The following is a 22,804-nucleotide window of genomic DNA, read 5'->3' as shown; positions in this document are numbered from 1 at the left end:
CGGTAACCGCCAGAGGGAGGGCCAATTGGCCTATGCGGGCGGCAATTGGCTGTTCGTAGGACAAGCGTTCACGCCATGGGGCCAGGCGGCCCACGGCCGCCGTGGTGGCCCCCGTCGGTTCGCGGCCGGAGGCCGACCCCTTGTCAGCTTGTCGGCTTGTCAGCGGTCCGGCTCGGGGTCCTTCAACCAGTGGATGAGCTCCGAGGAGAAGGAGACCGGGTCCTCCTCGTGCGGGAAGTGCCCCAGCCCGTCGAACAGCCGCCAGCGGTACGGCGCCTCCACGTACTCTGCCGACCCCGCCGTGCTGCGCGTCCGCATCGCCGGATCGAGCGACCCGTGGAGCTGGAGCGTGGGCACCCGCACTGGACGTTTCATGCGCCGGTTGAACTGGACGCCGTCGGGGCGTGCCATCGAACGCACCATCCAGCGGTACGGCTCGATCGAGCAGTGCGCGGTCGACGGGATGGTCATGGCGCGTCGGTACACCTCGACCGCCTCGTCGTCGGGGAGCTTCGGCCCCGACCAGTCCCGGATCAGCCGCCCCACCAGCGCCGCGTCGTCCGCGATCAGCTGACGCTCCGGCAGCCACGGCCGCTGGAAGCCCCAGATGTACGACCCGGCCCGGCTCTGCGCGAAGTCGGAGAGCATCGCCGAGCGCCAGCGGCGCGGGTGCGGCATCGAGGTCACGGCGAGCCGGCGCACCAGCTTGGGACGCATCACCGCCGCCGTCCAGGCGAGGTAGCCGCCCAGGTCATGGCCGACGAGCGCCGCGTCGGGCTCACCGAGCGAACGGACCACGCCGGTGATGTCGAGGGCCAGGTTGGCGGGGTCGTAACCGCGAGGCGTACGGTCGCTGCCGCCGACGCCGCGCAGGTCCATCGCCACCGCGCGATAACCGGCCTCCGCCAGGGCCGGCAGCTGGTGTCGCCAGGTCCACCAGAACTGCGGGAAGCCGTGCAGCAGCAGTACCAGGGGGCCGTCACCCATCTCGGCGATGTGGAAGCGCGCGCCGTTGGCCGCCACATCGCGGTGGGTCCACGGCCCGTCGAGGCGTACGGCCGAGGCGGGCGTCGTCGCGCCGGGCGCGGAGGGGCCCGGGGACGCCGACGATCCCGAGGGGACCGACGGGGCCGGGGGCGTCGACCGGTCCGGGGGTGTGCTGTCCGGCCGGTCGGAGTCAGGGGCGGTCATGTGGACGAGCGTGCCACAGTCCGGCCGTTGTCCTGGCCCTCGCGCGGATGCGGTTTCGCGTTCTGGAGCACGGCCGCCGTCTGCCTGGCGGAGGCGATGCTCTTCTCCGGCTTCTTGACCTTCTTGAACTTGCTCCTCGCGAGCAGCGCGAGCACCCCCGCGAGCACCAGGTAGGCCCCGCCCACGATCAGGAAGGACCAGGCGAGACCCAGCCCGAGGTTGTGGATCCCGTAGGCGGCGGCGAAGCTGAACACCGGCAGCGAGAACAGGGCGAGGACACCGGCGATGCTGATGGCCGCGCCGCCGGACGCGCCGCGCTTGACGTCCTGGCGCAGCTCGGCCTTGGCCAGGGCGATCTCGTCGTGCACCAGGGCGGACATCTCGGCGGTCGCGGTGGCGACCAGCTGTCCGATGGTGCGGTCGCTACTGACGGGCTCGACCACCGTGCCGGTCCTGACGGTGTCGGCGCCGTGCCTGCCGGGGTCGCTCATCGGTGACTCCCTCTTCTCGCTCTGCTCGACCATAGATCTCTGCTCGACCATCGGTCCGTGGTCAGATCATGCCGGACTGTCGTCGTCATCGTGCGACGGCCCCGCGTGTTCCGCCAGCCGGCGGCGTTCCGCGGCACGGGCCCGGTGCTCCGCGGCCTTCGCCTCGTACAGCTCGGCCATGCGCAGGTGGTACCCGGGATCGTCCTGTTCATAGACGTCCGGGACACCGTCCTGGTCCTCGTCGCGCTCCTCCTCCTCGTACAGCGCGCGGTAGGTACGGACCCGGAGCTTCAGCAGGACCGTCGCGAGGACGGCGGCGATCAGGGAGCCCGCCAGCACGGCGGCCTTCACCTCGTCGGTGAGGACGGGGTCGGAGGTGAAGGCCAGCTCGGCGATGAGCAGGGAGACCGTGAAGCCGATTCCGGCGAGCGCGGCGAGGGCGAGGACATCGGGCCAGGAGAGGTCCTCGTTGAGTTCGGCCTTGGTGAAGCGCGCGGCCAGCCAGGTACCGCCGAAGATGCCGACCGCCTTGCCGACCACCAGCCCGAGGACCACGCCGAGCGTCTCCGGCCGGGTGAAGACGCCGGCGAGCGCGCTTCCGGAGACCGAGACGCCCGCGGAGAAGAGGGCGAACAGCGGTACGGCGAGCCCGGCCGACAGCGGGCGCACCAGGTGTTCGATGCGCTCCCCGGGCGAACGGTCCTCGTGCTCGCGCCGTACACAACGCAGCATGAGGCCCATCGCGACACCGGCGATGGTGGCGTGGACACCGCTGTTGTACATCAGGCCCCAGATGACGAGGGCCAGCGGGACGTACACGTACCAGCCACGCACCTCCTTGCGCTGCAACAGCCAGAAGAGGGCAAGGCCGAGGAAGGCGCCGCCGAGCGCCGCGAAGTTCAGCTCCCCGGTGAAGAAGACGGCGATGATCAGGATCGCGAAGAGGTCGTCGACGACGGCGAGGGTGAGCAGGAAGGCGCGCAGCGCGGAGGGCAGCGAGGTGCCGATCACGGCGAGGACGGCGAGCGCGAAGGCGATGTCGGTGGCGACCGGGACGGCCCAGCCGCCGAGCGATCCCCCGCCGAGGCTGTTGACCAGCACGTAGATGAGCGCGGGCATGACCATGCCGGAGAGCGCCGCTACGACGGGGAGGGCCGCGGCCTTGGGGTCGCGCAGCTCTCCGGCGACCAGTTCGCGTTTGAGCTCGATGCCGGCGACGAAGAAGAAGACGGCGAGCAGGCCGTCGGCCGCCCAGTGCTGCACGGAGAGGTCGAGCCCCAGCGCGCCGGGACCGGCGTGGAAGTCGCGTACGGCTTCATAGCTGCCGCTCAACGGGGTGTTCGCCCATATCAGGGCGGCGACGGCGGCGATGAGGAGAAGTACCCCGCCGACGGTTTCGGTACGGAGCGCGTCCGCGAGATAGGTCCGTTCGGGCAGCGGCAGGCGGCCGAGGAACTTACGGCCGGAGGCAGCGGCCTTACGAGCGGGGGGGACGGGAGCGGGCACGGGCGGAGACCTCCTGGCCGGTAGGCGGACACGACTTACCACATGCCGACCAGACTTCCCGGCGCACCCTGAACGTCTTGTTGAGTTGTTGACGTGGAACTCACCCTACCCGCGACGTCGGACAACCGCTCAGGGTGATCTTCGACGGACGGGGGAGCCCCCGGTCCGGGACCGGAAGTGACGCTTCCCGAGGGGGCGCCCGGCGCGCGTCGTGCCGGACACCCCCTCGACCCCCGGAGGGGCCGGGCCGCTCAGTCCTCGCTCGCCGCCGACGGCAGCTGGCTCTGGATGAGCTTCATGACGGACGAGTCGGTGAGGGTGGTGACATCACCGAGCTCGCGGTTCTCGGCGACATCGCGCAGGAGGCGCCGCATGATCTTGCCGGAACGGGTCTTCGGCAGCTCCGCGACCGGCAGGATCCGCTGGGGCTTGGCGATGGGGCCGAGGGCGGACCCGACGTGGTCGCGCAGCTCCGCCACGAGCCCGTCGTCGACCGTGGCGCTGCCGCGCAGGATGACGAACGCGACGATGGCCTGCCCGGTGGTCTCGTCGGCCGCTCCGACGACCGCGGCCTCGGCGACCTTGGGGTTGGAGACCAGGGCGGACTCGACCTCGGTGGTCGAGATGTTGTGGCCGGAGACCAGCATCACGTCGTCGACCCTGCCGAGCAGCCAGATGTCTCCGTCGTCGTCCTTCTTGGCGCCGTCCCCGGCGAAGTACGCGCCCTCGAAACGGGACCAGTACGTGTCGACGAACCGCTGGTCGTCGCCCCAGATCGTACGCAGCATCGCGGGCCACGGCTCGGTCAGCACCAGGTAGCCGCCGCCTCCGTTCGGCACCTCGTTGGCCTCGTCGTCCACCACCGTCGCCGAGATACCCGGCAGGACGCGCTGTGCCGCGCCCGGCTTGGTCTCCGTCACGCCGGGCAGCGGGGAGATCATCATGGCGCCGGTCTCGGTCTGCCACCAGGTGTCCACGACCGGGGCCTTGCCCGCGCCGATGTTCTCCCGGTACCAGATCCACGCCTCGGGGTTGATCGGCTCGCCGACCGAGCCCAGCACGCGCAGCGAGCCGAGGTCGAACTTGGCGGGGATGTCGTCGCCCCACTTCATGAACGTACGGATCGCGGTCGGCGCGGTGTAGAGGATCGTCACCCCGTACTTCTGGACGATCTCCCAGAACCGGCCCTGGTGCGGGGTGTCGGGGGTGCCCTCGTACATGACCTGGGTCGCGCCGTTGGCGAGCGGGCCGTACACGAGGTACGAGTGGCCGGTGACCCAGCCGACGTCGGCCGTGCACCAGTACACGTCCGTCTCCGGCTTGAGGTCGAAGACGGCGTGGTGGGTGTAGGCGACCTGGGTGAGATAGCCGCCCGAGGTGTGCAGGATGCCCTTGGGCTTACCCGTCGTCCCCGAGGTGTAGAGGATGAAGAGCGGGTGCTCGGCGCCGAACGCCTCCGGGGTGTGCTCCGCCGACTGCCGGCCCACGATGTCGTGCCACCACACGTCCCGTGCCTCGTCGAACGCGGTCTCCTGGCCTGTACGACGGACCACCAGCACCCGCTCGACCTGCGGGCACTTGGCGACGGCAGCGTCGATGGCGGGCTTCAGGGCACTGGGCTTGCCCCGCCGGTAGCCGCCGTCGGCGGTGATGACCAGCTTGGCGTCGGCGTCCTGGATACGGGAGGCGACCGCGTCGGCGGAGAAGCCGCCGAACACGACGGAGTGGGTGGCCCCGATCCGCGCGCAGGCCAGCATGGTGATCGCGGCCTCGGGAATCATCGGCAGGTAGACCGCGACCCGGTCCCCCTTGCGGACGCCGAGTTCGGTGAGCGCGTTGGCGGCGCGGGAGACTTCGTCCTTCAGGTCCGCGTAGGTGATCGAGCGGCTGTCGCCGGGCTCGCCCTCGAAATGAATCGCGACCCGGTCGCCGTGACCGGCTTCCACATGGCGGTCGACGCAGTTGTAGGCGACGTTCAGCTCGCCGTCGGCGAACCACTTCGCGAACGGTGGGTTGGACCAGTCCAGGACCTCGGTCGGCTCGGTGGCCCAGGTGAGCCGCCTCGCCTGCTCGGCCCAGAAACCAAGCCTGTCCGCCGCGGCCCGGTCGTACGCCTCCGCCGTCACATTGGCGTGCGCGGCGAGTTCGGCCGGTGGTGCGAACCGCCGCTCCTCCTTGAGCAGGTTGGCCAGGCTTTCTTTGCTCACGACATCTCCCTTTCCCAGGGCGTCCTATGTGTCCCTGGCCAGCTCATCAGTCGAGTGGCCGGGTGACAAGGGGTCTTCCGGAAAATTGGTTTAGACCTGTATGGCACGGCGCGCCCTCTGAGGTGACGCCCGGTCCGGCGGAGGGCGGCCCGCTCCCCCGGGGCGCGGGGGAAGGGGGCACACACTCTCACGGACGGGGCGCGGGGGCGGTTCAGGCGCGCGACCGGCTGGGCCACGTCCGCGACCCGTACGCCACCTCGCGCGCGGCGCCGCCTGGAGCGGCGCGCTTCCTTGGCTGATTCAAGAATCGGTAAATGAATCGTAATGGAGGGTAAAGGCTTTGGTGGGATGTTCGGGGTAAATGGCGTAGTTATTCACCCATGGTAGTGATTAGTAATTTCATACGGCTTGTCGTTTATTCATATCTTCAGTCCTAATGGGACGTTGTCGGCGCTCGGCGCCGGCCGGATCGCCGCCGCCCGGCACTTCGGTACGAGAACTCGAAGGAAGAGGGTGCGCGGATGCTGGCCGCCACGAACAGAGTCGCTCTCGGTGCCGCCGTCACGGCGCTCGCCATCGGTGTCGCCGGATGCTCCGGTTCCGGCTCCCCGGAAAGACGTGCGGGTGCCCATGGCGCCAAAGGGGCACACGGGGCACCGAAGAACGTCGTCCGGCTCATCGGCGACGGCTCGACGGCGTACACCGGCCCGCAGCCGCACCGTGCCGAACAGGCACGCCTCGAGCCGGGCCGGAAACCACCGCAGTTCGTGGTGTTCTCGTGGGACGGCGCGGGCGAGGACAGCCAGAAACTCTTCTCCCACTTCCGGGAGGTGGGAAAGAAGTACGACGTGTCGATGACGTACTTCCTCAGTGGTGTCTACCTGCTCCCGGAGGAGAAGGCATCGCTGTACGAGCCGCCCCAGCACCCGCGCGGCAGCTCCGACATCGGCTTCAACGACCTCGACGGGATCAAGAACACGCTGCGGGAGCTGCGCGGAGCGTGGCGGGACGGCAGTGAGATCGGCACGCACTTCAACGGTCACTTCTGCGGGAAGGAGGGCGGTGTCGGACAGTGGTCCGTCGGGGAGTGGCAGAGCGAGATCAAACAGGCCAAGTCCTTTGTGAAGAACTGGAAGACCAATGCGGGTCTGAACAACGAGCCGCCGTTGCCCTTCGACTACGACAAGGAGATGATCGGCGGCCGAACCCCCTGCCTGGAAGGGCAGAAGAACATGATGCGGGCCGCGCGGACGATGGGCTTCCGTTACGACTCCAGCGGTATCGGCAACCAGGTCTGGCCGAAGAAGAAGGACGGCCTCTGGGACATCCCCCTGCAGTTGGTCCCGGTGCCGGGCCGTGATTTCGAGACGCTCTCCATGGACTACAACTTCATGTACAACCAGTCCGGCACCGCCAGCGGCGATCCTTCGCAGCACGAGTACTGGGGAGACCAGATGCGGGACGGCCTGCTCCAGGCCTTCGACCGCGCCTACAAGGGGAATCGCGCCCCCCTGATCATCGGAAACCACTTCGAATCCTGGAACGGCGGCACGTACATGCGCGCGATCGAGGAAACGATGAAGGCGGTCTGCGGGCAGAAGGACGTGCGGTGCGTCTCGTTCCGCCAACTCGTCGACTGGCTCGACGCACAGGACCCGAAGACCCTGGACAAGCTGCGCGCTCTCCGTGTCGGGCAGGCGCCCAAGGGCGGTTGGGAGCGGTACACGGCCACCCCGGCCCCGGCTTCCCCCGCACCCGCGTCGGGCCGCGCGGCCGCCCACGCCGGGCAGCACGTACGGAACTGAGCCGGGCAGCACGTACGGCACCGAGGTAACCCTGCCGCGCACCGCCACTTGAAACGCACGCCGTGCCGGCCCGGCCCCGGTCGCGACGAGCCGGGGCGGGCCGGGGCCGGCCGGACGGTGCGGATCCGGTGATGCCGCCGAACGGCGCGCCCGTGCCGTGTGGCCGGCGCGGCCGGGAGCGCGGTTCGGACGGCGCGACGGACTGGGACGGTCAGGTGGGCTGCGGGGCGGCCAGCGCCTCGCTCAGGACGAAGTCCGGATCGACCTGCGCCGCGAGATCGACGCCCGTCCTGGCATTGCCCCAGCTCTCGGCGTTGCGGAGATGGAAGTGCACCATCTGCCGGGTGTACCGCTCCCAGTCGCGCTGTTCGTACGAGTCCTCCGCCGCGTCCTGGAGGACCTGGAGCGCGCGGCGGTTGTCCACCTCCAGTCGGTCGAACGGGGCCGGCCTGCCCTTCTCCATCTCCCTGACCCATGGGGACTGCCCGACCGTCACCAGCAGGTCGTCACCGACCTCCGCGCGGAGGAACTCCATGTCGTCGCGGCCCTGCACCTTGTTCCCGACGACCTTCAGGCAGACGCCGAAGTCCCGTGCGTACTCCTTGTACTGGCGGTAGACGGAGACCCCCTTCCGGGTGGGCTCGGCCACGAGGAACGTCAGGTCGAACCGGGTGAACAGCCCGGAGGCGAAGGAGTCCGACCCGGCCGTCATGTCCACCACCACGTACTCGTGCGGACCGTCGACCAGGTGGTTGAGGCACAGTTCGACCGCGCCGACCTTGGAGTGGTAGCAGGACACCCCGAGGTCGGACTCGGTGAAGGGGCCGGTGGCCATCAGCCGGATATCCCCGTCGTCCAGCCGCACCGTACGCGCGCACGCCTCGTACACCGGGTTGTCCTCGCCGACGCGCAGAAGCCGCGATCCCTCGCCCGGCGGTGTCGTCTTGATCATCGACTCGGACGAGGTGATCCGCGCGTTGCCGCCCCGCAGGTAGTCCTTGATCAGCGGCAGATGCGCGCCCATCGCGGGCAGTGCCGCCACCTCCGCGTCGTCCAGCCCGAGCGCGGCCCCCAAGTGCTGGTTGATGTCGGCGTCCACCGCGATGACGGGAGCTTCGTTGGCGGTCAGATGACGGATGAAGAGCGAGGACAGCGTGGTTTTGCCACTGCCGCCCTTGCCCACGAAAGCGATCTTCATGTTCGCGTAGAGTAGTCGCTCTCTTGCGAAGGGTGAGGGTAATGGGTGAGGAAGACCACTCCAAGGTGGGGCGCACGCCCTGGGCGCGTAGCCTCCCTACCTATGAGTACGAGTGCCCCTGACGCTTCGTCCGCGCCACGGCCCGAAAGCCCCTTGGCCGCGCTTGCCTCGCTGCCCGGGGTCCCCGACGCGGTGGACTCCGTGCGGAGGGCCGTCGACCGTGTCTACGGTCACCGCGTGATGCGGCGTCGCGGCAGCGAGGTCGCCTCGGAGGCGGCCCTGCGCGCGGCGCGCGGCTCCGCGGCGCTGTCCGGTGCCGACTGGGCGCTCGAAGAGGTGCGCAGGCGTGGCGACTTCGGGGCCGACGCCGAGGCCCGTACGGTCGGTGCGGCCCTGCGGCTGAACGCCGAGGCCGGTCAACTCCTGTCCATCTGGAGCCAGTCCCCGTTGCGGGTCCTGGCGCGACTGCACCTGGTGGCGGCCGGGGGCGCCGGCGTCCCGGACGAGACGGTGGGGCGGCCCCGCCTGGCGGGCGAGTCGGTCGTGGAGGTTCCCGGTGGAGTTCCGGGCGGCGAGGTGACGGGTCCGCTGACCGAAGCTCCGCTGCCGACCGCGGTGGAAGTGGCCGGACGGCTGGAGGGCCTCTCGGAGCTGGTGCTGGCGGGGGGCGGGGCACCCGCGTTGGTGCTGGCGGCGGTCGTGCACGGCGAGCTGCTGGCGCTGCGGCCCTTCGGCTCGTACAACGGCCTCGTGGCGCGGGCGGCCGAGCGTGTCGTCCTGGTCGGCAGTGGCCTGGATCCCAAGTCGGTCTGCCCGGCGGAGGTCGGTCACGCGGAGCTGGGGCGCGCGGCGTACGCCGCCGCGTTCGAGGGGTATCTCTCGGGGACCCCGGACGGCATGGCCCGGTGGATCACACACTGCGGACGCGCCGTCGAACTGGGGGTGAGGGAGTCTACGGCGGTGTGCGAGGCGCTTCAGCGCGGCGCCGCCTGAGCGTCGGAACCCGGGGCGGGGCGGATGCCCCGGTCACGGAAAATGCGGCGGCACCTTCCGGCGCCGCCGCTGGCACGTCCACGGAGTTACCAGGCGTCCTCGATGTATTGCCCATCAGGCCGGGTACTTCGCCCGTCTCCTGGTGCGGCTGGCCCGTAATCGACGGGTCGACGTCGCGTGGGTGCTCCGTTTTCGTGCTCGGTCCGTGGGGCCTATGCGTTAACGGGTGATCCTCTCGGATGTCCACTGGTCTCGCGGGCCGTTGACTCCTTTGTACTCCTGAGCCCAGTGATGCGAAAGCCCTGCCCGAACTTCTTTACTTTTAGGTTCAAACAGGAGAAGGGGACCGGTCCGCGGGCTGCTCCCGAGAACCGTCCCGGCAGGCGCTCTTGGGGCCGGGCCACGGCCCTCGGGTGTCAGGCCCGCGAAGCGGGCGCGGACGGCCGACGGCGGCTGGCGTACCAGACCAGGCCGGCGGTCGCGGCCGCCGCGCCCACCGCCGCCGCGGCGACCAGCGCCGGGCGGGGCGGCATGCTGAACGTGGGCAACCGCTGCTTGAGCCGGACGGGCCGACTGAACACGAGAATCGGCCATTCCCGTGCGGTCGCCTCCCGGCGCAGCGCCCGGTCCGGGTTGACCGCGTGCGGGTGTCCCACCGTCTCGAGCATCGGGGTGTCGGTGATGGAGTCGCTGTACGCGTAGCAGCGGGAGAGGTCGTATCCCTCCGACTTGGCGAGCGCCTTGATCGCCTCGGCCTTGGTCGGTCCGTACGCGTAGTACTCGATCTCCCCGGTGAAGCAGCCGTCGGCGCCGACGACCATCCGTGTGGCTACGACCCGGTCGGCGCCGAGCAGCTCACCGATCGGCTCGACGACCTCCGCTCCCGAGGTGGATACGATCACCACGTCGCGGCCGGCGGTGTGGTGCTCCTCGATGAGGGACGCCGCCTCGTCGTAGATGATGGGGTCGATCAGGTCGTGCAGGGTCTCGGCGACGATCTCTCTGACCTGCTGCACGTTCCAGCCTTTGCAGAGGGCCGAGAGATACTCCCGCATCCGCTCCATCTGGTCGTGGTCGGCGCCGCCGGCGAGGAAGACGAACTGTGCATATGCGGTGCGCAGTACGGCGCGGCGGTTGATCAGGCCGCCTTGGTAGAACGACTTGCTGAAGGTCAAGGTCGATGACTTCGCAATGACCGTCTTGTCCAGGTCGAAGAAGGCTGCTGTGCGCGGCAAGGAGTGGTTTTCCACGGGGCCGAGCATATGCGCCCACCATTCGGCGTAAGGTGGGGCGCGTGGGTTTGCCTGAGAAGGCTCTCGGGTACACCATGGAAGTCACGGATCGTTCGCGACCGTGCTAACCCGGTCCGGCTCCTCCCCCCCCGAGTCGGCCGTGGGGACGACCCCCGCTCTCCCCCCCGGCGGGGGTCGTCGCATGTCCGGACGTGTTTTCCGGCCTCGAGACCCACTCTCCCTCCTTCCGCGCGCCGCGCGAGCCCGACGGTTGCCGGTCCTCTACCCGTCACTGTGCGTAGTTAATGCGCTGCTCTCCGGGAGTCACCGGTATGAGCTACCGGGATATTCACAACCGGCCGGTTGTCCACAGTTTTCAAGCAAGATCCACACGATTTTCCGTTCTGCCGCACGGTGATTCCGGCCGCGAGGTTCGCGGTAGCCGGAATCGCAGATACCGGATCACTCCGAGATCGCGCGAGAAGCACTCGCGCATCCCGGATCCGGACGGAGATAGGGGGGCGGAGATCGTGGCGGGATCCATGACTTCCGATCGTTCACCGGGCGCCGAAGAAGGGCGGGCCGGACCGCTGATCGTCACCGAGGACGCGGAGCTGCTCGACGATCTGCTGAGGCTGTGTGCCGCCGCGGGCGCCGAGCCGGAGGTGCACCACACGGTGCCCGAGCGGAAGGCGAGCTGGGAGGAGGCGCCGCTGGTGCTCGTCGGCGACGACGCCGCCGCTCGCTGCCGGGGCGCCGCCCGGCGGAGGGGCGTGCTGCTGGTCGGGCGGGACCAGGACGATCCGGACGTGTGGCGGCGGGCGGTGGAGATCGGCGCCGAGTGCGTGCTGCGGCTCCCCGACGCGGAGAGCTGGCTCGTGGACCGGATCGCGGACGCGGCCGAGGGCGTGGGGCGGCAGGCCGTCACGGTCGGTGTGATCGGTGGGCGGGGCGGCGCCGGAGCCTCCACCCTGGCCTGTGCCCTGGGGGTCACGGCTGCGCGAGCGGGCCGGCGGACGGTGCTCATCGATGGTGATCCTCTGGGAGGCGGGCTCGATGTGCTGTTCGGAGGCGAGCAGGAGGCCGGCCGAAGATGGCCGGATTTCGCCGCCTCCAAGGGGCGGGTCGCGGGCGGTGCGCTGGAGGAGTCGCTGCCCCGTCTGCATGAGCTCCGCCTGCTGAGCTGGGATCGCGGTGATGCCGTGGTGGTGCGGCCGGAGGCCATGCGGTCGGTGCTGGCCGCCGCCCGCCGAGGCGGTGGTGTGGTGGTCGTGGACCTTCCGCGCCGGGTGGACGAGGCCGTGGCGGAGGCCCTGGCGCAGTTGGACGTGGGGCTGCTGGTGGTGCCGGCCGAGCTGCGCGCCGTCGCGGCGGCGCGGCGGGTGGCCTCGATGGTGGGAATGGTGCTGCGCGACCTGCGGGTGGTGGTGCGCGGACCGTACGCGCCCGGGCTGGACGACCGGTGGATCGCCGACGCGCTGCGGCTGCCGCTGGTGGGTGAACTGCCCCTGGAGCCAGGGCTGTCCGACGCCCGGGACCAGGGTGCGATGCCACCGGGCGCCCGTGCGCGCGGGCCGCTGGCCGGGTTCTGTACGGCCTTTTGGGAGCAGGCCCTGGCCGGGGACGGGAGCGTGGTGTCATGAGCGCCGTGACGACGGGCGGCGGACTGCTCGACGCCGTACGGCAACGGCTCGCGGAGAGCGGGGCCGAGCCCACGCCGGCCCGGGTCGCGGCGGCGCTGCGCGCCCAGGGCCGGCTGCTCGGGGACACGGAAGTCCTGGGAGTGGCGGAGGAGTTACGGTGCGAGCTGGTGGGGACGGGACCGCTGGAGCCGCTGCTCGCCGACCCGTCGGTGACGGACGTGCTGGTCTCCGCGCCCGACCAGGTGTGGGTGGACCGCGGCGGTGGCCTGGAGCCGACTTCCGTGTCGTTCGCGGACGCGGCCTCCGTGCGGCGGCTGGCGCAGCGGCTGGCCGCCGTGGCGGGGCGCCGGCTGGACGACGCCCGGCCCTGGGTGGACGCCCGGCTGCCCGACGGCACACGGATGCACGCGGTGTTGCCGCCGGTGGCGGTCGGCTCGACGTGTCTGTCGCTACGGGTGGTGCGGCCGAAGGCGTTCTCGCTGGCGGAGCTGACCGCGGCGGGGACCGTGCCGCCCGGTGGGGAGCGGGTGCTGCGGGCGCTGATCGAGGCCCGGCTGTCCTATGTCATCAGCGGCGGGACGGGCACAGGCAAGACGACCCTGTTGTCGAGCCTTCTGGGCCTGGTCGGCGGGCGGGAACGGATCGTGCTCGCGGAGGACTCCGCGGAGCTGAGGCCGGACCACCCCCATGTGGTGCGGCTGGAGGGCCGCCCGGCGAACCAGGAGGGCGCGGGCCTGGTGACGCTGCGGGACCTCGTCAGACAGGCGTTGCGGATGCGCCCGGACCGGCTGGTGGTCGGGGAGGTGCGCGGTGACGAGGTCACGGAGCTGCTGGCCGCCCTCAATACAGGGCACGAAGGTGGCTGCGGCACTCTGCACGCCAATACCGCGGCGGACGTCCCCGCCCGGCTGGAGGCCCTGGGGACGGCGGCGGGGCTCGACCGGGCCGCGCTGCACAGCCAGCTCGCCGCGGCGCTGTCCGTGGTGATCCACCTCGTACGGGACCGTTCCGGGCGCCGGCGGATCGCCGAAGTGCATGTGCTGGAGCGGGACGACGTCGGGCTGGTGGTTCCGGTGCCCGCGCTGCGCTGGGGCGCGGAGGGGTTCGCGTACGAGCGGGGCTGGGCGCGGTTGCGGCGGCTGCTGGGCGAAACGCTGGGTGATGCGCTGTGACCGGGGGGTCGGTGGCGGCACTCGCGGGCGCGACGGTGTGCGTCGTGGCCGCGGTGTGGCCGACGGTGTGCCAGGAACGCGGCCTGCGGCGGGCCCGGGCCCTGTTCGGGGATGCCGGTGTGGCGGGTGGCCCGGCGCCGGGCGGAGTGCTGGGGGCGTGTGCGCGGGAGCGGTGGAGGCGGAGGGCGCGTGGGTGGGCGCGTCGGGTGCCCGGTGTGTGGCTGTGTCTTCCGGTGGCGGTGGTTCTCGCCCTGCTGGGGAAGTCGGTGTTGCCGCTGATCGGTGGCGTGCTGGCGGTGCCGCTGGTGGGGCGGCGGCTGCGGGCCGGGCGGCGCCGTAAGGCGGAGGATCTGCGAGCCTCCCAGGTTCTTGCCCTGTGCGGTGCCATGGCGGGGGAGTTACGGGCCGGTCTTCAGCCCGCGACTGCTCTGGCGGCCGCCGCGGGGTCCACCGGTGGCCTCGGTGGCGCGGAGGCCGCCGTCCTGGCCGCCGCCCGGTTCGGCGGGGACGTTCCCGGCGCGCTGCGACGGGCCGGGAGCGCTCCGGGGGCGGACGGTCTCGTGGGGCTGGCGGCCTGCTGGCGAGTGGCGGTGGACGGCGGGGCCGGGCTGGGCGCCGGCCTGGACCGGCTGGAGGCGGTGTTGCGCGCGGAGCGAGACCAGAGAGAGGGGCTGCGGGCCCACTTGGCCGGCGCGTGGTCGACGGTCGTCGTGCTCGCGTTCCTTCCCGTGGTGGGGCTGGCGATGGGCTGGGCGATGGGGGCGGACCCCCTTCGGGTGCTGTTCCACACCCCCGCCGGTCTGGGCTGCCTGGTGGTGGGCGGACTGCTGGAGGGCGCGGGTCTGTGGTGGGCGGCCCGGATCGTACGGACGGGGGAGACGGTGTGACGGGCGAGTTCATGCACAGGCTGTGGATGGTCGCCGCTGTCCTGGCCGCCGTCGGCGGGCTGGGCTGTGCGGTGGTGGCCGGCCGGCGGGAACGACGGGTGAGGGGACGACTCGCGGCGCTCCTCGATGTGGAGCGGGCGCGGCGTGGCGGGGACGGCACGTGGACGGGGATGCGGATCCGAGCGCGTCGCTGGGGCCCGCCGCTGGGCGCGGTGGCCACCGGCTGGGTGCTGGTCGGCGGTGCGGCCGGGTTGCTGGTGGGCCTCGTGGTGGCGCACGCGCTCCGTGGGTGGCTGCGGACGAGGAAGCCCGAGGACCGCGCCCGGACGGACGAGATGACGCGGCGAATGCCGCTCGCGGCCGATCTGCTGGCCGCCTGCCTCGCGGTCGGGGCAGGACCGCGTCAGGCGGCGGAGGCGGTGGGGGAGTCGCTGGGCGGGCCCGTCGGTGACCGACTGGCACGGACGGCCGCCGAGTTGCGGCTCGGAGGCGAACCGGCCGCCGTATGGGGGAGGTTCGGGGAGATACCGGGCGCGGCCGGGCTGGCCCGCTGTCTGGAGCGGGCCGGGGCAACGGGAGCGCCGGCCGCGGAGCCGGTGTCCCGGTTGGCGGAGGGCCTCCGGGCCGAGCGGTCCCGACGGGCCCTCGCCCGGGCGCAGCGGGCCCAGGTGCTGATCACCGCGCCGGTGGGGCTGTGCTTCCTGCCCGCCTTCCTGGCGGTGGGGGTGGCTCCGGTGGTCATCGGGCTGGCGGGCGGCCTGCTGGCAGGCGGCTGAGTGCCTGGCGGCGTGCCGCGCCGGACGAGCCGTGGCCGGCAGGTTCGGCCGCGTTGGACCGGGATTCATGTGCGAACGATCAAACGACCCAACGGGGAGGCAGACATGCGGACGAGTACACGGCAGACGCACCGGATGCGGTGGGCACGGTGTGTGCGACACGAATGGCGGGCGCGTCGCACGCCGGGGGCGCGATGGGCCCCAGGGGCGGGACAGGCGCCCCGGACACGGCATGTCCCGGGCCTGCGGCGGATGCCACGGGAGTGGCTGCGCCGGGCACGGACGGACGCGGGCATGAGCACGGCCGAGTACGCGGTGGGGACGATCGCCGCCTGCGCGCTGGCGGGGGTGCTCTACAAGGTGGCCACGAGCGGGCCGGTCGCCGCGGCGCTGGAATCGCTGATCGGGAAGGCGCTCAGTGCGCAGTTCTGAGACGGACCGGGATCCGCACCGCCCCACCAGCCGGGCCGGGCGGCGGTGCGGTGCGGACGAAGGGTTCGTGACGGCCGAGGCGGCCGTGGCGGTACCGGTGCTGGTGGGGTTCACGCTGGCGCTGGTCTGGGCCCTGACGGCGGCCGCGGCGCAGATCCAGTGCGTGGACGCGGCCCGGGCCGGGGCCCGGGCGGCGGCCCGGTCCGAGCCCAGGGCCGTGGCGGAGGCCGCCGCCCGTGCGGCGGCGCCGGACGGGGCGACGGTGACGGTCGAGCGCACGGACGGTCTGTGGCGGGTACGGGTGGACGCCAGAGCACCCGGGCCCGGCGCGCTGGGCCTGACGCTCACGGCCGAGGCGGCAGCGTCGGCGGAGGACGGGCTGGAATCCGCGGCGGGGGAAGGCGCCGCGGGCGGAGCCCCGGCTCCGGCCCCGGGGAGGTCGGCGTCATGAGGCAGGCGGCGAACCGCTCCATGGTCCCGTGCCCGATCCGTCACCGGCCCCGAAGTCAACTCCATCACCGTGTCCATCTCCGTGTTCGTGACCGAATCCGGTACCCGGACCGGGGTTCCGCGACGGTGTGGGCGGCCCTGGCGGCGGCCACGATGTGCGCGGTCTTCGCCGTCGTACTCGCCCTGGGGCAGGCGGTCGTCGCCCGGCACCGGGCCGGCGCGGCCGCGGACCTGGCGGCACTCGCCGCCGCGGACCGCGCGCTGCTCGGCCCGGCGGCGGCCTGCCGGGAGGCCGTCGACGTGGCGGCCGCGCAGGGGGCGGAGGTGGTGCGCTGTGCCGTGAGCGGCGAGACCGCAGAGGTGGCGGCCCGGGTGCGGGCCGGTCCGTACGGCCCGGAGGTCAGGGCACGGGCGGGGCCGGTGAGCCAGGGGCCGGTTCGTCCGGCGCCGGGGCCGACCTGAGCAACTCGGCCAGGAGGCGTACGGCTCCCCGCTTGTGCAAGGGGTCGTTGCCGTTGCCGCACTTGGGGGACTGGATGCAGGACGGGCAGCCGGCCTCGCACTCGCAGGAGGCGATGGCCTCGCGGGTCGCCGTGAGCCAGGCAGGGGCCGTACGGAAGGCGCGCTCGGCGAAGCCCGCCCCGCCGGGGTGGCCGTCGTAGACGAAGACGGTGGGCAGCAAGGTGTCGGGATGGAGCGGTACGGACACGCCGCCGATGTCCCGGCGGTCGCAGGTGGCGAAGAGCGGGAGTATCCCGATGGAGGCGTGCTCGGCGGCGTGCAGCGCGCCGCCGAGCTGCTCCGGACCCACCCGGGCCCGGTCCAGCTGGTCCTCGGTGACCGTCCACCACACGGCCCGGGTGCGCAAGGTCCGCGGGGGCAGGTCGAGCTTGCTCTCGCCGAGCACCTCGCCGGTGATGAGCCGGCGGCGGAGGAAGGAGACGACCTGGTTGGTGACCTCGACGGAGCCGTAGCACAGGCGTCCGTCGCCCCACGGGATCTCGGTGTCGGTTTCGAGGACGGAGATGGAGGTGGTGTCGCGGGCGGTGGTCGAGTACGGCGGGTCGGCCTGCTCGACCAGGGCGACCGAGTCGGCCAGGTCCAGCCGCTTCACCAGGTAGGTGCGGCCCTGGTGGAGGTGGACGGCTCCGTCGTGGACGGCGGTGTGGGCGGCCGGTTCGTCGACGGTGCCGAGCAGCCGGCCGGTCGCCGCCTCGACGATCTGGACCGGGCGCCCGCCCTCGCCCCGGATGTCGGTGAGGTCGGCGGCCCGTTCGCGGCGGGTCCAGTACCAGCCGGCGGCGCGGCGCCGCAGCAGCCCCGCGGTCTCCAGCTGCGGGAGCAGGGCGGCTGCCTCGGGGCCGAAGAGGGTCAGGTCGTCGTCGGTGAGCGGAATTTCGGCCGCCGCCGCGCACAGGTGGGGCGCCAGGACGTAGGGGTTGTCCGGGTCGAGGACGGTGGACTCGACGGGCCGGCGGAACAGCGCTTCCGGGTGGTGGACGAGGAAGGTGTCCAGCGGGTCGTCCCGGGCGACCAGGATCGCCAGCGCCCCCTGCCCTGCGCGGCCGGCGCGGCCCGCCTGCTGCCAGAGGGAGGCGCGGGTGCCGGGGTAGCCGGTGATGAGGACGGCGTCCAGGCCGGAGACGTCGATGCCCAGTTCCAGGGCGGACGTGGCGGCGAGGCCGAGCAGCTCGCCGGAGTGCAGGGCGTTCTCCAGGGCCCGGCGCTCTTCGGGGAGGTAGCCGCCCCGGTAGGCGGCGACCCGGCGGGGCAGTGAGCGGTCCACCTGGGCCAGGCGCTCCTGGGTGATCACGGAGATGAGTTCGGCGCCGCGCCGGGAGCGGACGAAGGCGACGGTACGGACGCCCTGGACGGTGAGGTCGGTGAGGAGGTCGGCGGTCTCGGCGGTGGCGGTACGGCGGACGGGGGCGCCCTTCTCGCCGTGGAGTTCGGTGAGAGGGGGCTCCCACAGGGCGAAGACCAGTTCGCCGCGGGGCGAGGCGTCGTCGGCTACCTCGTGCACGGGCAGACCGGTGAGCCGGCCGGCGGTCACGGCGGGTTCGGCGGCGGTGGCCGAGGCGAGGAGGAAGACCGGGTGCGCGCCGTAGCGGGCACACACGCGGCGCAGCCGGCGCAGCACCTGGGCCACGTTCGACCCGAAGACGCCGCGGTAGGTGTGGCACTCGTCGATCACGACGTAGCGCAGGGAGCGCAGGAAGGAGGCCCAGCGCGGGTGGGAGGGCAGGATCCCGCGGTGCAGCATGTCCGGGTTGGTCAGCACGTAGGTGCCGTACTGCCGGATCCACTCGCGCTCCTCCACGGCGGTGTCCCCGTCGTAGACGGCGGGGCGTACGCGGTTGCCCAGCGGGGCGGCGAGGGCCCTGACCGAGCGGCACTGGTCGGCTGCCAATGCCTTGGTCGGGGCGAGGTAGAGGGCGGTCGTGCCCCGGCCGTTCGGGGCCTCGGAGCCGTCGAGGAGCGTGCTGAGGACGGGAGCGAGGTAGGCGAGGGACTTGCCGGAGGCGGTTCCGGTGGCGATGACGACGGATTCGCCGTCCAGGGCGCGCTCGGCGGCCTCCGCCTGGTGGGTCCACGGATGGTCGATCCCGGCCCGCTGAATGGCGTTGATCACTTCCGGCCGGATGCGATCGGGCCAGACTGCATGAGCCCCCTCTCGCGGGGGCAAGTGCTCCATATGGGTGATGCGCATCGTTCGGTCCGCCGCTGCGGCGAGCCGGTCGAGGATCTCACCTGGGGAGGGGCGGTCGTCCCCGTTCCCGGGGGGTCCACTGGGGCGCTGATTCCTGGCCATCGGCATCGAGTGTGTCACTGGCGTGACGGACAATGGGCCCAAGGCGTCGTGCATGACTGCTGGTAAGTGATTGAATGCCATCGCGGCTGGCGATACGTCCCCTGGCTCCGTCGGGGAGACCCGAGGGGCGACCGCTCGATAGCAAGGTGCTGGAGGATCCGTGGACCTGTCCCTGTCGACTCGCAATGTGTCCGGCCCTGGTGGCGACCGTACGGTCGTCGAGGTCGGTGGCGAGATTGATGTGTATACCGCGCCCAAGCTGCGCGAGCAGTTGGTCGAGTTGGTGAACGACGGCAGCTACCACCTGGTCGTCGATATGGAGGGCGTGGACTTCCTCGACTCGACCGGTCTCGGTGTGCTCGTGGGCGGCCTGAAGCGCGTGCGCGCGCACGAGGGCTCGCTGCGTCTGGTCTGCAACCAGGAGCGCATTCTCAAGATCTTCCGGATCACCGGCCTGACCAAGGTGTTCCCCATCCACACCACGGTCGACGAGGCCGTGGCCGCCACCGACTGAGGGACGGCCACAGCCTTCCGGAGGAGAGGGCAGAGGCGCCGGGCTCCGTGCCCGGTCGCCCCGCCCGTGAGTACGTACGCCCGTACGTTCGAGGGGGATCGCATGGCCACCGTTGAACTCCGCTTCAGCGCCCAGCCGGAGCATGTCAGGACGGCCCGCCTGGTGGCGGCCGCCGTGGCGCGCCGGGCGGGCGTCGACGAAGCTGTGTTGGACGAGGTCCGACTCGCGGTCGGTGAGGCATGCAGCCGAGCGGTCGGGCTGCACCGCAACCACGGCATCACCGCTCCGGTGAGAGTCGTGCTGACCGAGGAGGAGAAAACCTTCTCCATCGAGGTCGGCGACGGGGTGCTGCCCGCCGGGGGCGGGGCCGGTGCGCCGGACGCGCCCGAGGGCGCGGGGCCGGGCGATTCCCACGAGGCCGACACCGAGGGCGAGGACCAGATGGGGCTCGCCGTCATCAGCGGCCTCGTCGACGATGTGGAGGTGACCACGGACGACGACGGTGGCGTCATCCGGATGACGTGGCCGACCACACCGGCCGTCGTATTGCCCTGATCGTTCGCGGACGGTTCCGTACCCGAATGGTGGATTCAGTCCCGGGAAAAGACCCTGCTGAGCAGGGTCTTTTCTTTTTTCCGGCCGATCGGCCGGGCGATGCTCCCATTCATTGATTAACGCGCTTATCGCATTACTCATTTCCAAGGTCGTTCCGGAAATCAAGGCCGATTTTTGATGTGGCGTGCTCTGTTTTGATCAGCTTTCCCTCCCTACAATCCGTCCATCTTGTACGCACGTCGAGCGTCAAGGAGGACGAATGGCGGGGCACGTTCACCCATACCTGTCCGAGCACTCCCCTTCTCTCGCGGCCGCGATACTCACCGACGGCAACCGGATCATCGTGATCGTCGTCGCGGTCGTCGCACTGGCGGCGCTGTTCGTGGCTCAGTTGCTGGTACGCCAGGTCCTGGCGGCCGGCCAGGGCACCGATTCCATGAAACGGATCGCGGCCGCTGTACAGGAAGGCGCGAATGCCTATCTGGCCAGGCAGTTGCGCACCCTCGGAATTTTCGCGGTCGTGGTGTTCTTCCTCTTGTCGCTCCTGCCGGCCGACAACTGGTCGCAGCGCGCGGGCCGTTCGCTGTTCTTCCTGGTGGGCGCTCTTTTCTCGGCGGCCACCGGATACATCGGCATGCGGCTCGCCGTACGCAGCAATGTGCGGGTCGCCGCTGCCGCGCGTGAGGCGACGCCCGCGCCGGGCGAACCGGAAAAGGACCTGGCGGTCGTTTCGCGCCGGGCCATGAAGATCGCATTCCGTACGGGGGGTGTGGTCGGGATGTTCACCGTGGGCCTCGGGCTGCTCGGCGCCTCCTGCGTGGTCCTCGTCTACACCGGCGACGCCCCCAAGGTCCTGGAGGGGTTCGGCCTCGGCGCCGCGCTGATCGCCATGTTCATGAGGGTCGGCGGCGGTATCTTCACCAAGGCCGCCGACGTCGGCGCGGACCTGGTCGGCAAGGTGGAACAGGGCATCCCCGAGGACGACCCCCGTAACGCCGCGACCATCGCCGACAACGTGGGGGACAACGTCGGCGACTGCGCCGGGATGGCGGCCGACCTCTTCGAGTCGTACGCCGTGACGCTCGTCGCCGCGCTCATCCTCGGCACGGCGGCGTTCGGGGACTCAGGACTCGCCTTCCCTCTGATGGTGCCGGCCGTCGGCGTGATCACCGCGATGATCGGCATCTTCGCGGTGGCCCCGCGGCGCACCGACCGCAGCGGTATGAGCGCCATCAACCGGGCGTTCTTCATCTCCGCGGTGATCTCCCTCGCCCTGGTGGCGGCCGCGTCCTTCCTCTACCTGCCGTCCTCGTACGCCGACCTGGCCGGAGTCACCGACCCGGCGATCCTGGCCCACGGCGGCGACCCCAGGGTGCTGGCGCTCGTCGCGGTCGCCGTCGGCATCGTGCTCGCGGCTCTGATCCAGCAGCTGACCGGCTACTTCACCGAGACCGGCCGGCGCCCGGTCCGCGACATCGGCAAGTCGGCCCTCACCGGACCGGCCACCGTCGTGCTCACCGGCATCGCGATCGGCCTGGAGTCCGCGGTCTACACCGCGCTGCTGATCGGGCTCGCGGTGTACGGGGCGTTCCTGCTCGGCGGTGCGTCGATCACACTGGCCCTGTTCGCGGTGGCCCTGGCCGGCACCGGGCTGCTGACCACCGTGGGCGTCATCGTCGCCATGGACACCTTCGGCCCGGTCTCGGACAACGCCCAGGGCATCGCCGAGATGTCCGGCGACGTGACGGGGGCCGGCGCCCAGGTGCTCACCGACCTCGATGCCGTCGGCAACACCACCAAGGCCATCACCAAGGGCATCGCGATCGCCACGGCGGTGCTGGCGGCGTCGGCACTCTTCGGGGCGTACCGGGACGCCATCGCCACGGCCGTCGCGGACGTCGGCGCCGGAGCCGGGGAGCTGACGCTCAGCCTGAACATCTCCCAGCCCAACAACCTGGTGGGCCTGATCCTCGGCACCGCGGTCGTCTTCCTCTTCTCCGGACTGGCGATCAACGCGGTGTCGCGGTCGGCGGGTTCGGTGGTCTACGAGGTGCGCAGGCAGTTCCGGGAGCGCCCGGGGATCATGGACTACAGCGAGCAGCCCGAATACGGGCGTGTGGTCGACATCTGTACCAAGGACGCGCTGCGCGAACTGGCCACCCCGGGGCTGCTCGCCGTCCTGACCCCGATCGCCGTGGCCTTCTCGCTCGGGGTCGGGGCGCTCGGGGCGTTCCTGGCGGGCGCGATCGGCACCGGCGCGCTGATGGCCGTCTTCCTCGCCAACTCCGGAGGTGCCTGGGACAACGCCAAGAAGCTGGTCGAGGACGGCCGGCACGGCGGCAAGGGCAGCGACGCCCATGCGGCGACGGTGATCGGGGACACCGTCGGTGACCCGTTCAAGGACACGGCCGGCCCCGCCATCAACCCGTTGCTGAAGGTGATGAACCTGGTGGCGCTGCTCATCGCCCCGGCGGTCGTCAGGTTCAGCTACGGCAGCGACGCCAGCGCGGGCGTGCGCACGCTCGTGGCGGTGCTCGCCCTCGTCGTGATCGTCGGCGCGGTGTACGTCTCGAAGCGCCGCTCGGTGGCCGTGGGCGACGAGGACGGCGGAGGCGGAGCCGGGGACGGGAGCGAGAAGTCGCCCGATCCGGCGGTGGCGTCGTAGCCCGTGGCCTCATGGCCCCGCGGCGCGGCGCGGCGCGGCGCGGCGGGGCGGGGCGGACGGCGTGGACCCCGCGTCGTCCGCCCGTCTCTCCGCCGGGCCTGGCCGCCGAGTTCGCACGCGGTCCGACGGGCTTCCGCAGGGACCAGGTTGGCGAGTTCCCGCCGGTCCGGGTGGCGAGTTCCCGCCGAGCCCGGTGGGCGAGCGTGAGGCGTCTCTCCCTTGGTGCAAATGGCTTCAATAGGGGTTATACGGCGCGAAGGGCGCGAGGTCGTCGC

19 protein-coding genes are annotated in these 22,804 nt (G+C 71.5%); 12 read left to right on the top strand and 7 right to left on the bottom strand.

Annotated features, from left to right (window positions below; all coding sequences use genetic code 11):
* Nucleotides 1-159 precede the first annotated feature (159 nt).
* From IG02_RS0122700 to acs, 4 genes are all read right to left on the bottom strand, one after another.
* Complete coding sequence (locus IG02_RS0122700; protein ID WP_030751149.1) at nt 160-1,191, bottom strand: alpha/beta fold hydrolase; 1,032 nt, start codon at nt 1,189-1,191, stop codon at nt 160-162.
* Complete coding sequence (locus IG02_RS0122695; protein WP_030751146.1) at nt 1,188-1,682, bottom strand: phage holin family protein; 495 nt, start codon at nt 1,680-1,682, stop codon at nt 1,188-1,190. The genes IG02_RS0122700 and IG02_RS0122695 overlap by 4 nt, the downstream gene beginning before the upstream one ends.
* Before the next feature lie 66 nt (nt 1,683-1,748).
* Complete coding sequence (gene nhaA, locus IG02_RS0122690) at nt 1,749-3,188, bottom strand: Na+/H+ antiporter NhaA (protein WP_051765542.1); 1,440 nt, start codon at nt 3,186-3,188, stop codon at nt 1,749-1,751.
* A 251-nt stretch (nt 3,189-3,439) separates the two neighbouring features.
* Nucleotides 3,440-5,395: an acetate--CoA ligase gene (gene acs / locus IG02_RS0122685; RefSeq protein ID WP_030751138.1), complete on the bottom strand. Its 1,956-nt coding sequence runs from the start codon at nt 5,393-5,395 to the stop codon at nt 3,440-3,442.
* 521 nt (nt 5,396-5,916) lie between these two features.
* Here acs and IG02_RS0122680 point away from each other — a divergent pair.
* The gene (locus IG02_RS0122680) at nt 5,917-7,200 is read left to right on the top strand and encodes a hypothetical protein (RefSeq protein WP_030751135.1); all 1,284 of its coding nucleotides are present in this window, start codon (nt 5,917-5,919) and stop codon (nt 7,198-7,200) included.
* Nucleotides 7,201-7,411: 211 nt separating this feature from the next.
* On the opposite strand, the gene IG02_RS0122675 is transcribed toward IG02_RS0122680, so the two are convergent.
* A complete protein-coding gene (locus tag IG02_RS0122675; RefSeq protein ID WP_030751132.1) occupies nt 7,412-8,398 on the bottom strand; it encodes an ATP-binding protein in 987 nt (328 codons plus the stop codon).
* Nucleotides 8,399-8,500: 102 nt separating this feature from the next.
* Between IG02_RS0122675 and IG02_RS0122670 the strand changes: the two genes are divergently transcribed.
* Nucleotides 8,501-9,391: a hypothetical protein gene (locus IG02_RS0122670; protein WP_030751130.1), complete on the top strand. Its 891-nt coding sequence runs from the start codon at nt 8,501-8,503 to the stop codon at nt 9,389-9,391.
* A 416-nt stretch (nt 9,392-9,807) separates the two neighbouring features.
* Here IG02_RS0122670 and IG02_RS0122665 read toward each other — a convergent pair whose 3' ends face one another.
* Nucleotides 9,808-10,653: an HAD family hydrolase gene (locus tag IG02_RS0122665; RefSeq protein ID WP_030751128.1), complete on the bottom strand. Its 846-nt coding sequence runs from the start codon at nt 10,651-10,653 to the stop codon at nt 9,808-9,810.
* A gap of 512 nt (nt 10,654-11,165) precedes the next feature.
* Here IG02_RS0122665 and ssd point away from each other — a divergent pair.
* The 7 genes from ssd (at nt 11,166) to IG02_RS0122630 (ending at nt 16,445) form a co-directional block, all read left to right on the top strand.
* Entirely contained in the window at nt 11,166-12,266 is a 1,101-nt protein-coding gene (ssd, locus tag IG02_RS0122660) for a septum site-determining protein Ssd (RefSeq protein WP_037803951.1), read from the top strand.
* A complete protein-coding gene (locus tag IG02_RS0122655; protein ID WP_030751122.1) occupies nt 12,263-13,438 on the top strand; it encodes a TadA family conjugal transfer-associated ATPase in 1,176 nt (391 codons plus the stop codon). The genes ssd and IG02_RS0122655 overlap by 4 nt, the downstream gene beginning before the upstream one ends.
* A complete protein-coding gene (locus IG02_RS0122650; protein ID WP_078854719.1) occupies nt 13,435-14,325 on the top strand; it encodes a type II secretion system F family protein in 891 nt (296 codons plus the stop codon). The genes IG02_RS0122655 and IG02_RS0122650 overlap by 4 nt, the downstream gene beginning before the upstream one ends.
* Before the next feature lie 26 nt (nt 14,326-14,351).
* Nucleotides 14,352-15,101, top strand: a complete 750-nt coding sequence (locus tag IG02_RS0122645) for a type II secretion system F family protein (RefSeq protein ID WP_051765628.1) — start codon at nt 14,352-14,354, stop codon at nt 15,099-15,101.
* Between the two features lie 294 nt (nt 15,102-15,395).
* Nucleotides 15,396-15,533, top strand: coding sequence for a DUF4244 domain-containing protein (locus IG02_RS0122640; protein ID WP_234314865.1), 138 nt, complete (start codon nt 15,396-15,398; stop codon nt 15,531-15,533).
* The gene (locus IG02_RS0122635) at nt 15,520-15,984 is read left to right on the top strand and encodes a TadE family type IV pilus minor pilin (RefSeq protein WP_234314864.1); all 465 of its coding nucleotides are present in this window, start codon (nt 15,520-15,522) and stop codon (nt 15,982-15,984) included. Before IG02_RS0122640 ends, IG02_RS0122635 begins: the two co-directional genes overlap by 14 nt.
* Nucleotides 15,985-16,109: 125 nt before the next feature.
* The gene (locus IG02_RS0122630; protein WP_030751110.1) at nt 16,110-16,445 is read left to right on the top strand and encodes an Rv3654c family TadE-like protein; all 336 of its coding nucleotides are present in this window, start codon (nt 16,110-16,112) and stop codon (nt 16,443-16,445) included.
* Here IG02_RS0122630 and IG02_RS0122625 read toward each other — a convergent pair.
* Nucleotides 16,384-18,876, bottom strand: coding sequence for a DEAD/DEAH box helicase (locus IG02_RS0122625; RefSeq protein ID WP_078854718.1), 2,493 nt, complete (start codon nt 18,874-18,876; stop codon nt 16,384-16,386). The two genes, IG02_RS0122630 and IG02_RS0122625, sit on opposite strands and share 62 nt — an antisense overlap.
* Before the next feature lie 79 nt (nt 18,877-18,955).
* Between IG02_RS0122625 and IG02_RS0122620 the strand changes: the two genes are divergently transcribed.
* The 3 genes from IG02_RS0122620 (at nt 18,956) to IG02_RS0122610 (ending at nt 22,529) form a co-directional block, all read left to right on the top strand.
* Nucleotides 18,956-19,309, top strand: coding sequence for an STAS domain-containing protein (locus IG02_RS0122620; RefSeq protein ID WP_003967428.1), 354 nt, complete (start codon nt 18,956-18,958; stop codon nt 19,307-19,309).
* A 102-nt stretch (nt 19,310-19,411) separates the two neighbouring features.
* The gene (locus tag IG02_RS0122615; protein ID WP_030751103.1) at nt 19,412-19,864 is read left to right on the top strand and encodes an ATP-binding protein; all 453 of its coding nucleotides are present in this window, start codon (nt 19,412-19,414) and stop codon (nt 19,862-19,864) included.
* Between the two features lie 259 nt (nt 19,865-20,123).
* The gene (locus IG02_RS0122610) at nt 20,124-22,529 is read left to right on the top strand and encodes a sodium-translocating pyrophosphatase (RefSeq protein ID WP_030751100.1); all 2,406 of its coding nucleotides are present in this window, start codon (nt 20,124-20,126) and stop codon (nt 22,527-22,529) included.
* Nucleotides 22,530-22,804: the final 275 nt, after the last annotated feature.

This window comes from Streptomyces sp. NRRL F-5135 (assembly GCF_000719775.1).
Classification (GTDB): Bacteria; Actinomycetota; Actinomycetes; order Streptomycetales; family Streptomycetaceae; genus Streptomyces; species Streptomyces hebeiensis.
Note: the sequence above shows the minus strand (reverse complement) of the source record. Positions and strands in the feature narration are given on the sequence as shown.

What these genes read in the sequence shown, in the direction of transcription:
- IG02_RS0122665 (WP_030751128.1), bottom strand. Translation starts at nt 10,653, where the DNA reads ATGCTCGGCCCCGTGGAAAACCACTCCTTGCCGCGCACAGCAGCCTTC.
- IG02_RS0122675 (WP_030751132.1), bottom strand. Translation starts at nt 8,398, where the DNA reads ATGAAGATCGCTTTCGTGGGCAAGGGCGGCAGTGGCAAAACCACGCTG.
- IG02_RS0122655 (WP_030751122.1), top strand. Translation starts at nt 12,263, where the DNA reads ATGAGCGCCGTGACGACGGGCGGCGGACTGCTCGACGCCGTACGGCAA.
- IG02_RS0122615 (WP_030751103.1), top strand. Translation starts at nt 19,412, where the DNA reads ATGGCCACCGTTGAACTCCGCTTCAGCGCCCAGCCGGAGCATGTCAGG.
- IG02_RS0122625 (WP_078854718.1), bottom strand. Translation starts at nt 18,876, where the DNA reads ATGGCATTCAATCACTTACCAGCAGTCATGCACGACGCCTTGGGCCCA.
- IG02_RS0122610 (WP_030751100.1), top strand. Translation starts at nt 20,124, where the DNA reads ATGGCGGGGCACGTTCACCCATACCTGTCCGAGCACTCCCCTTCTCTC.
- IG02_RS0122645 (WP_051765628.1), top strand. Translation starts at nt 14,352, where the DNA reads ATGGTCGCCGCTGTCCTGGCCGCCGTCGGCGGGCTGGGCTGTGCGGTG.
- IG02_RS0122700 (WP_030751149.1), bottom strand. Translation starts at nt 1,191, where the DNA reads ATGACCGCCCCTGACTCCGACCGGCCGGACAGCACACCCCCGGACCGG.
- IG02_RS0122640 (WP_234314865.1), top strand. Translation starts at nt 15,396, where the DNA reads ATGAGCACGGCCGAGTACGCGGTGGGGACGATCGCCGCCTGCGCGCTG.
- IG02_RS0122680 (WP_030751135.1), top strand. Translation starts at nt 5,917, where the DNA reads ATGCTGGCCGCCACGAACAGAGTCGCTCTCGGTGCCGCCGTCACGGCG.
- IG02_RS0122670 (WP_030751130.1), top strand. Translation starts at nt 8,501, where the DNA reads ATGAGTACGAGTGCCCCTGACGCTTCGTCCGCGCCACGGCCCGAAAGC.
- ssd (WP_037803951.1), top strand. Translation starts at nt 11,166, where the DNA reads ATGACTTCCGATCGTTCACCGGGCGCCGAAGAAGGGCGGGCCGGACCG.
- IG02_RS0122695 (WP_030751146.1), bottom strand. Translation starts at nt 1,682, where the DNA reads ATGAGCGACCCCGGCAGGCACGGCGCCGACACCGTCAGGACCGGCACG.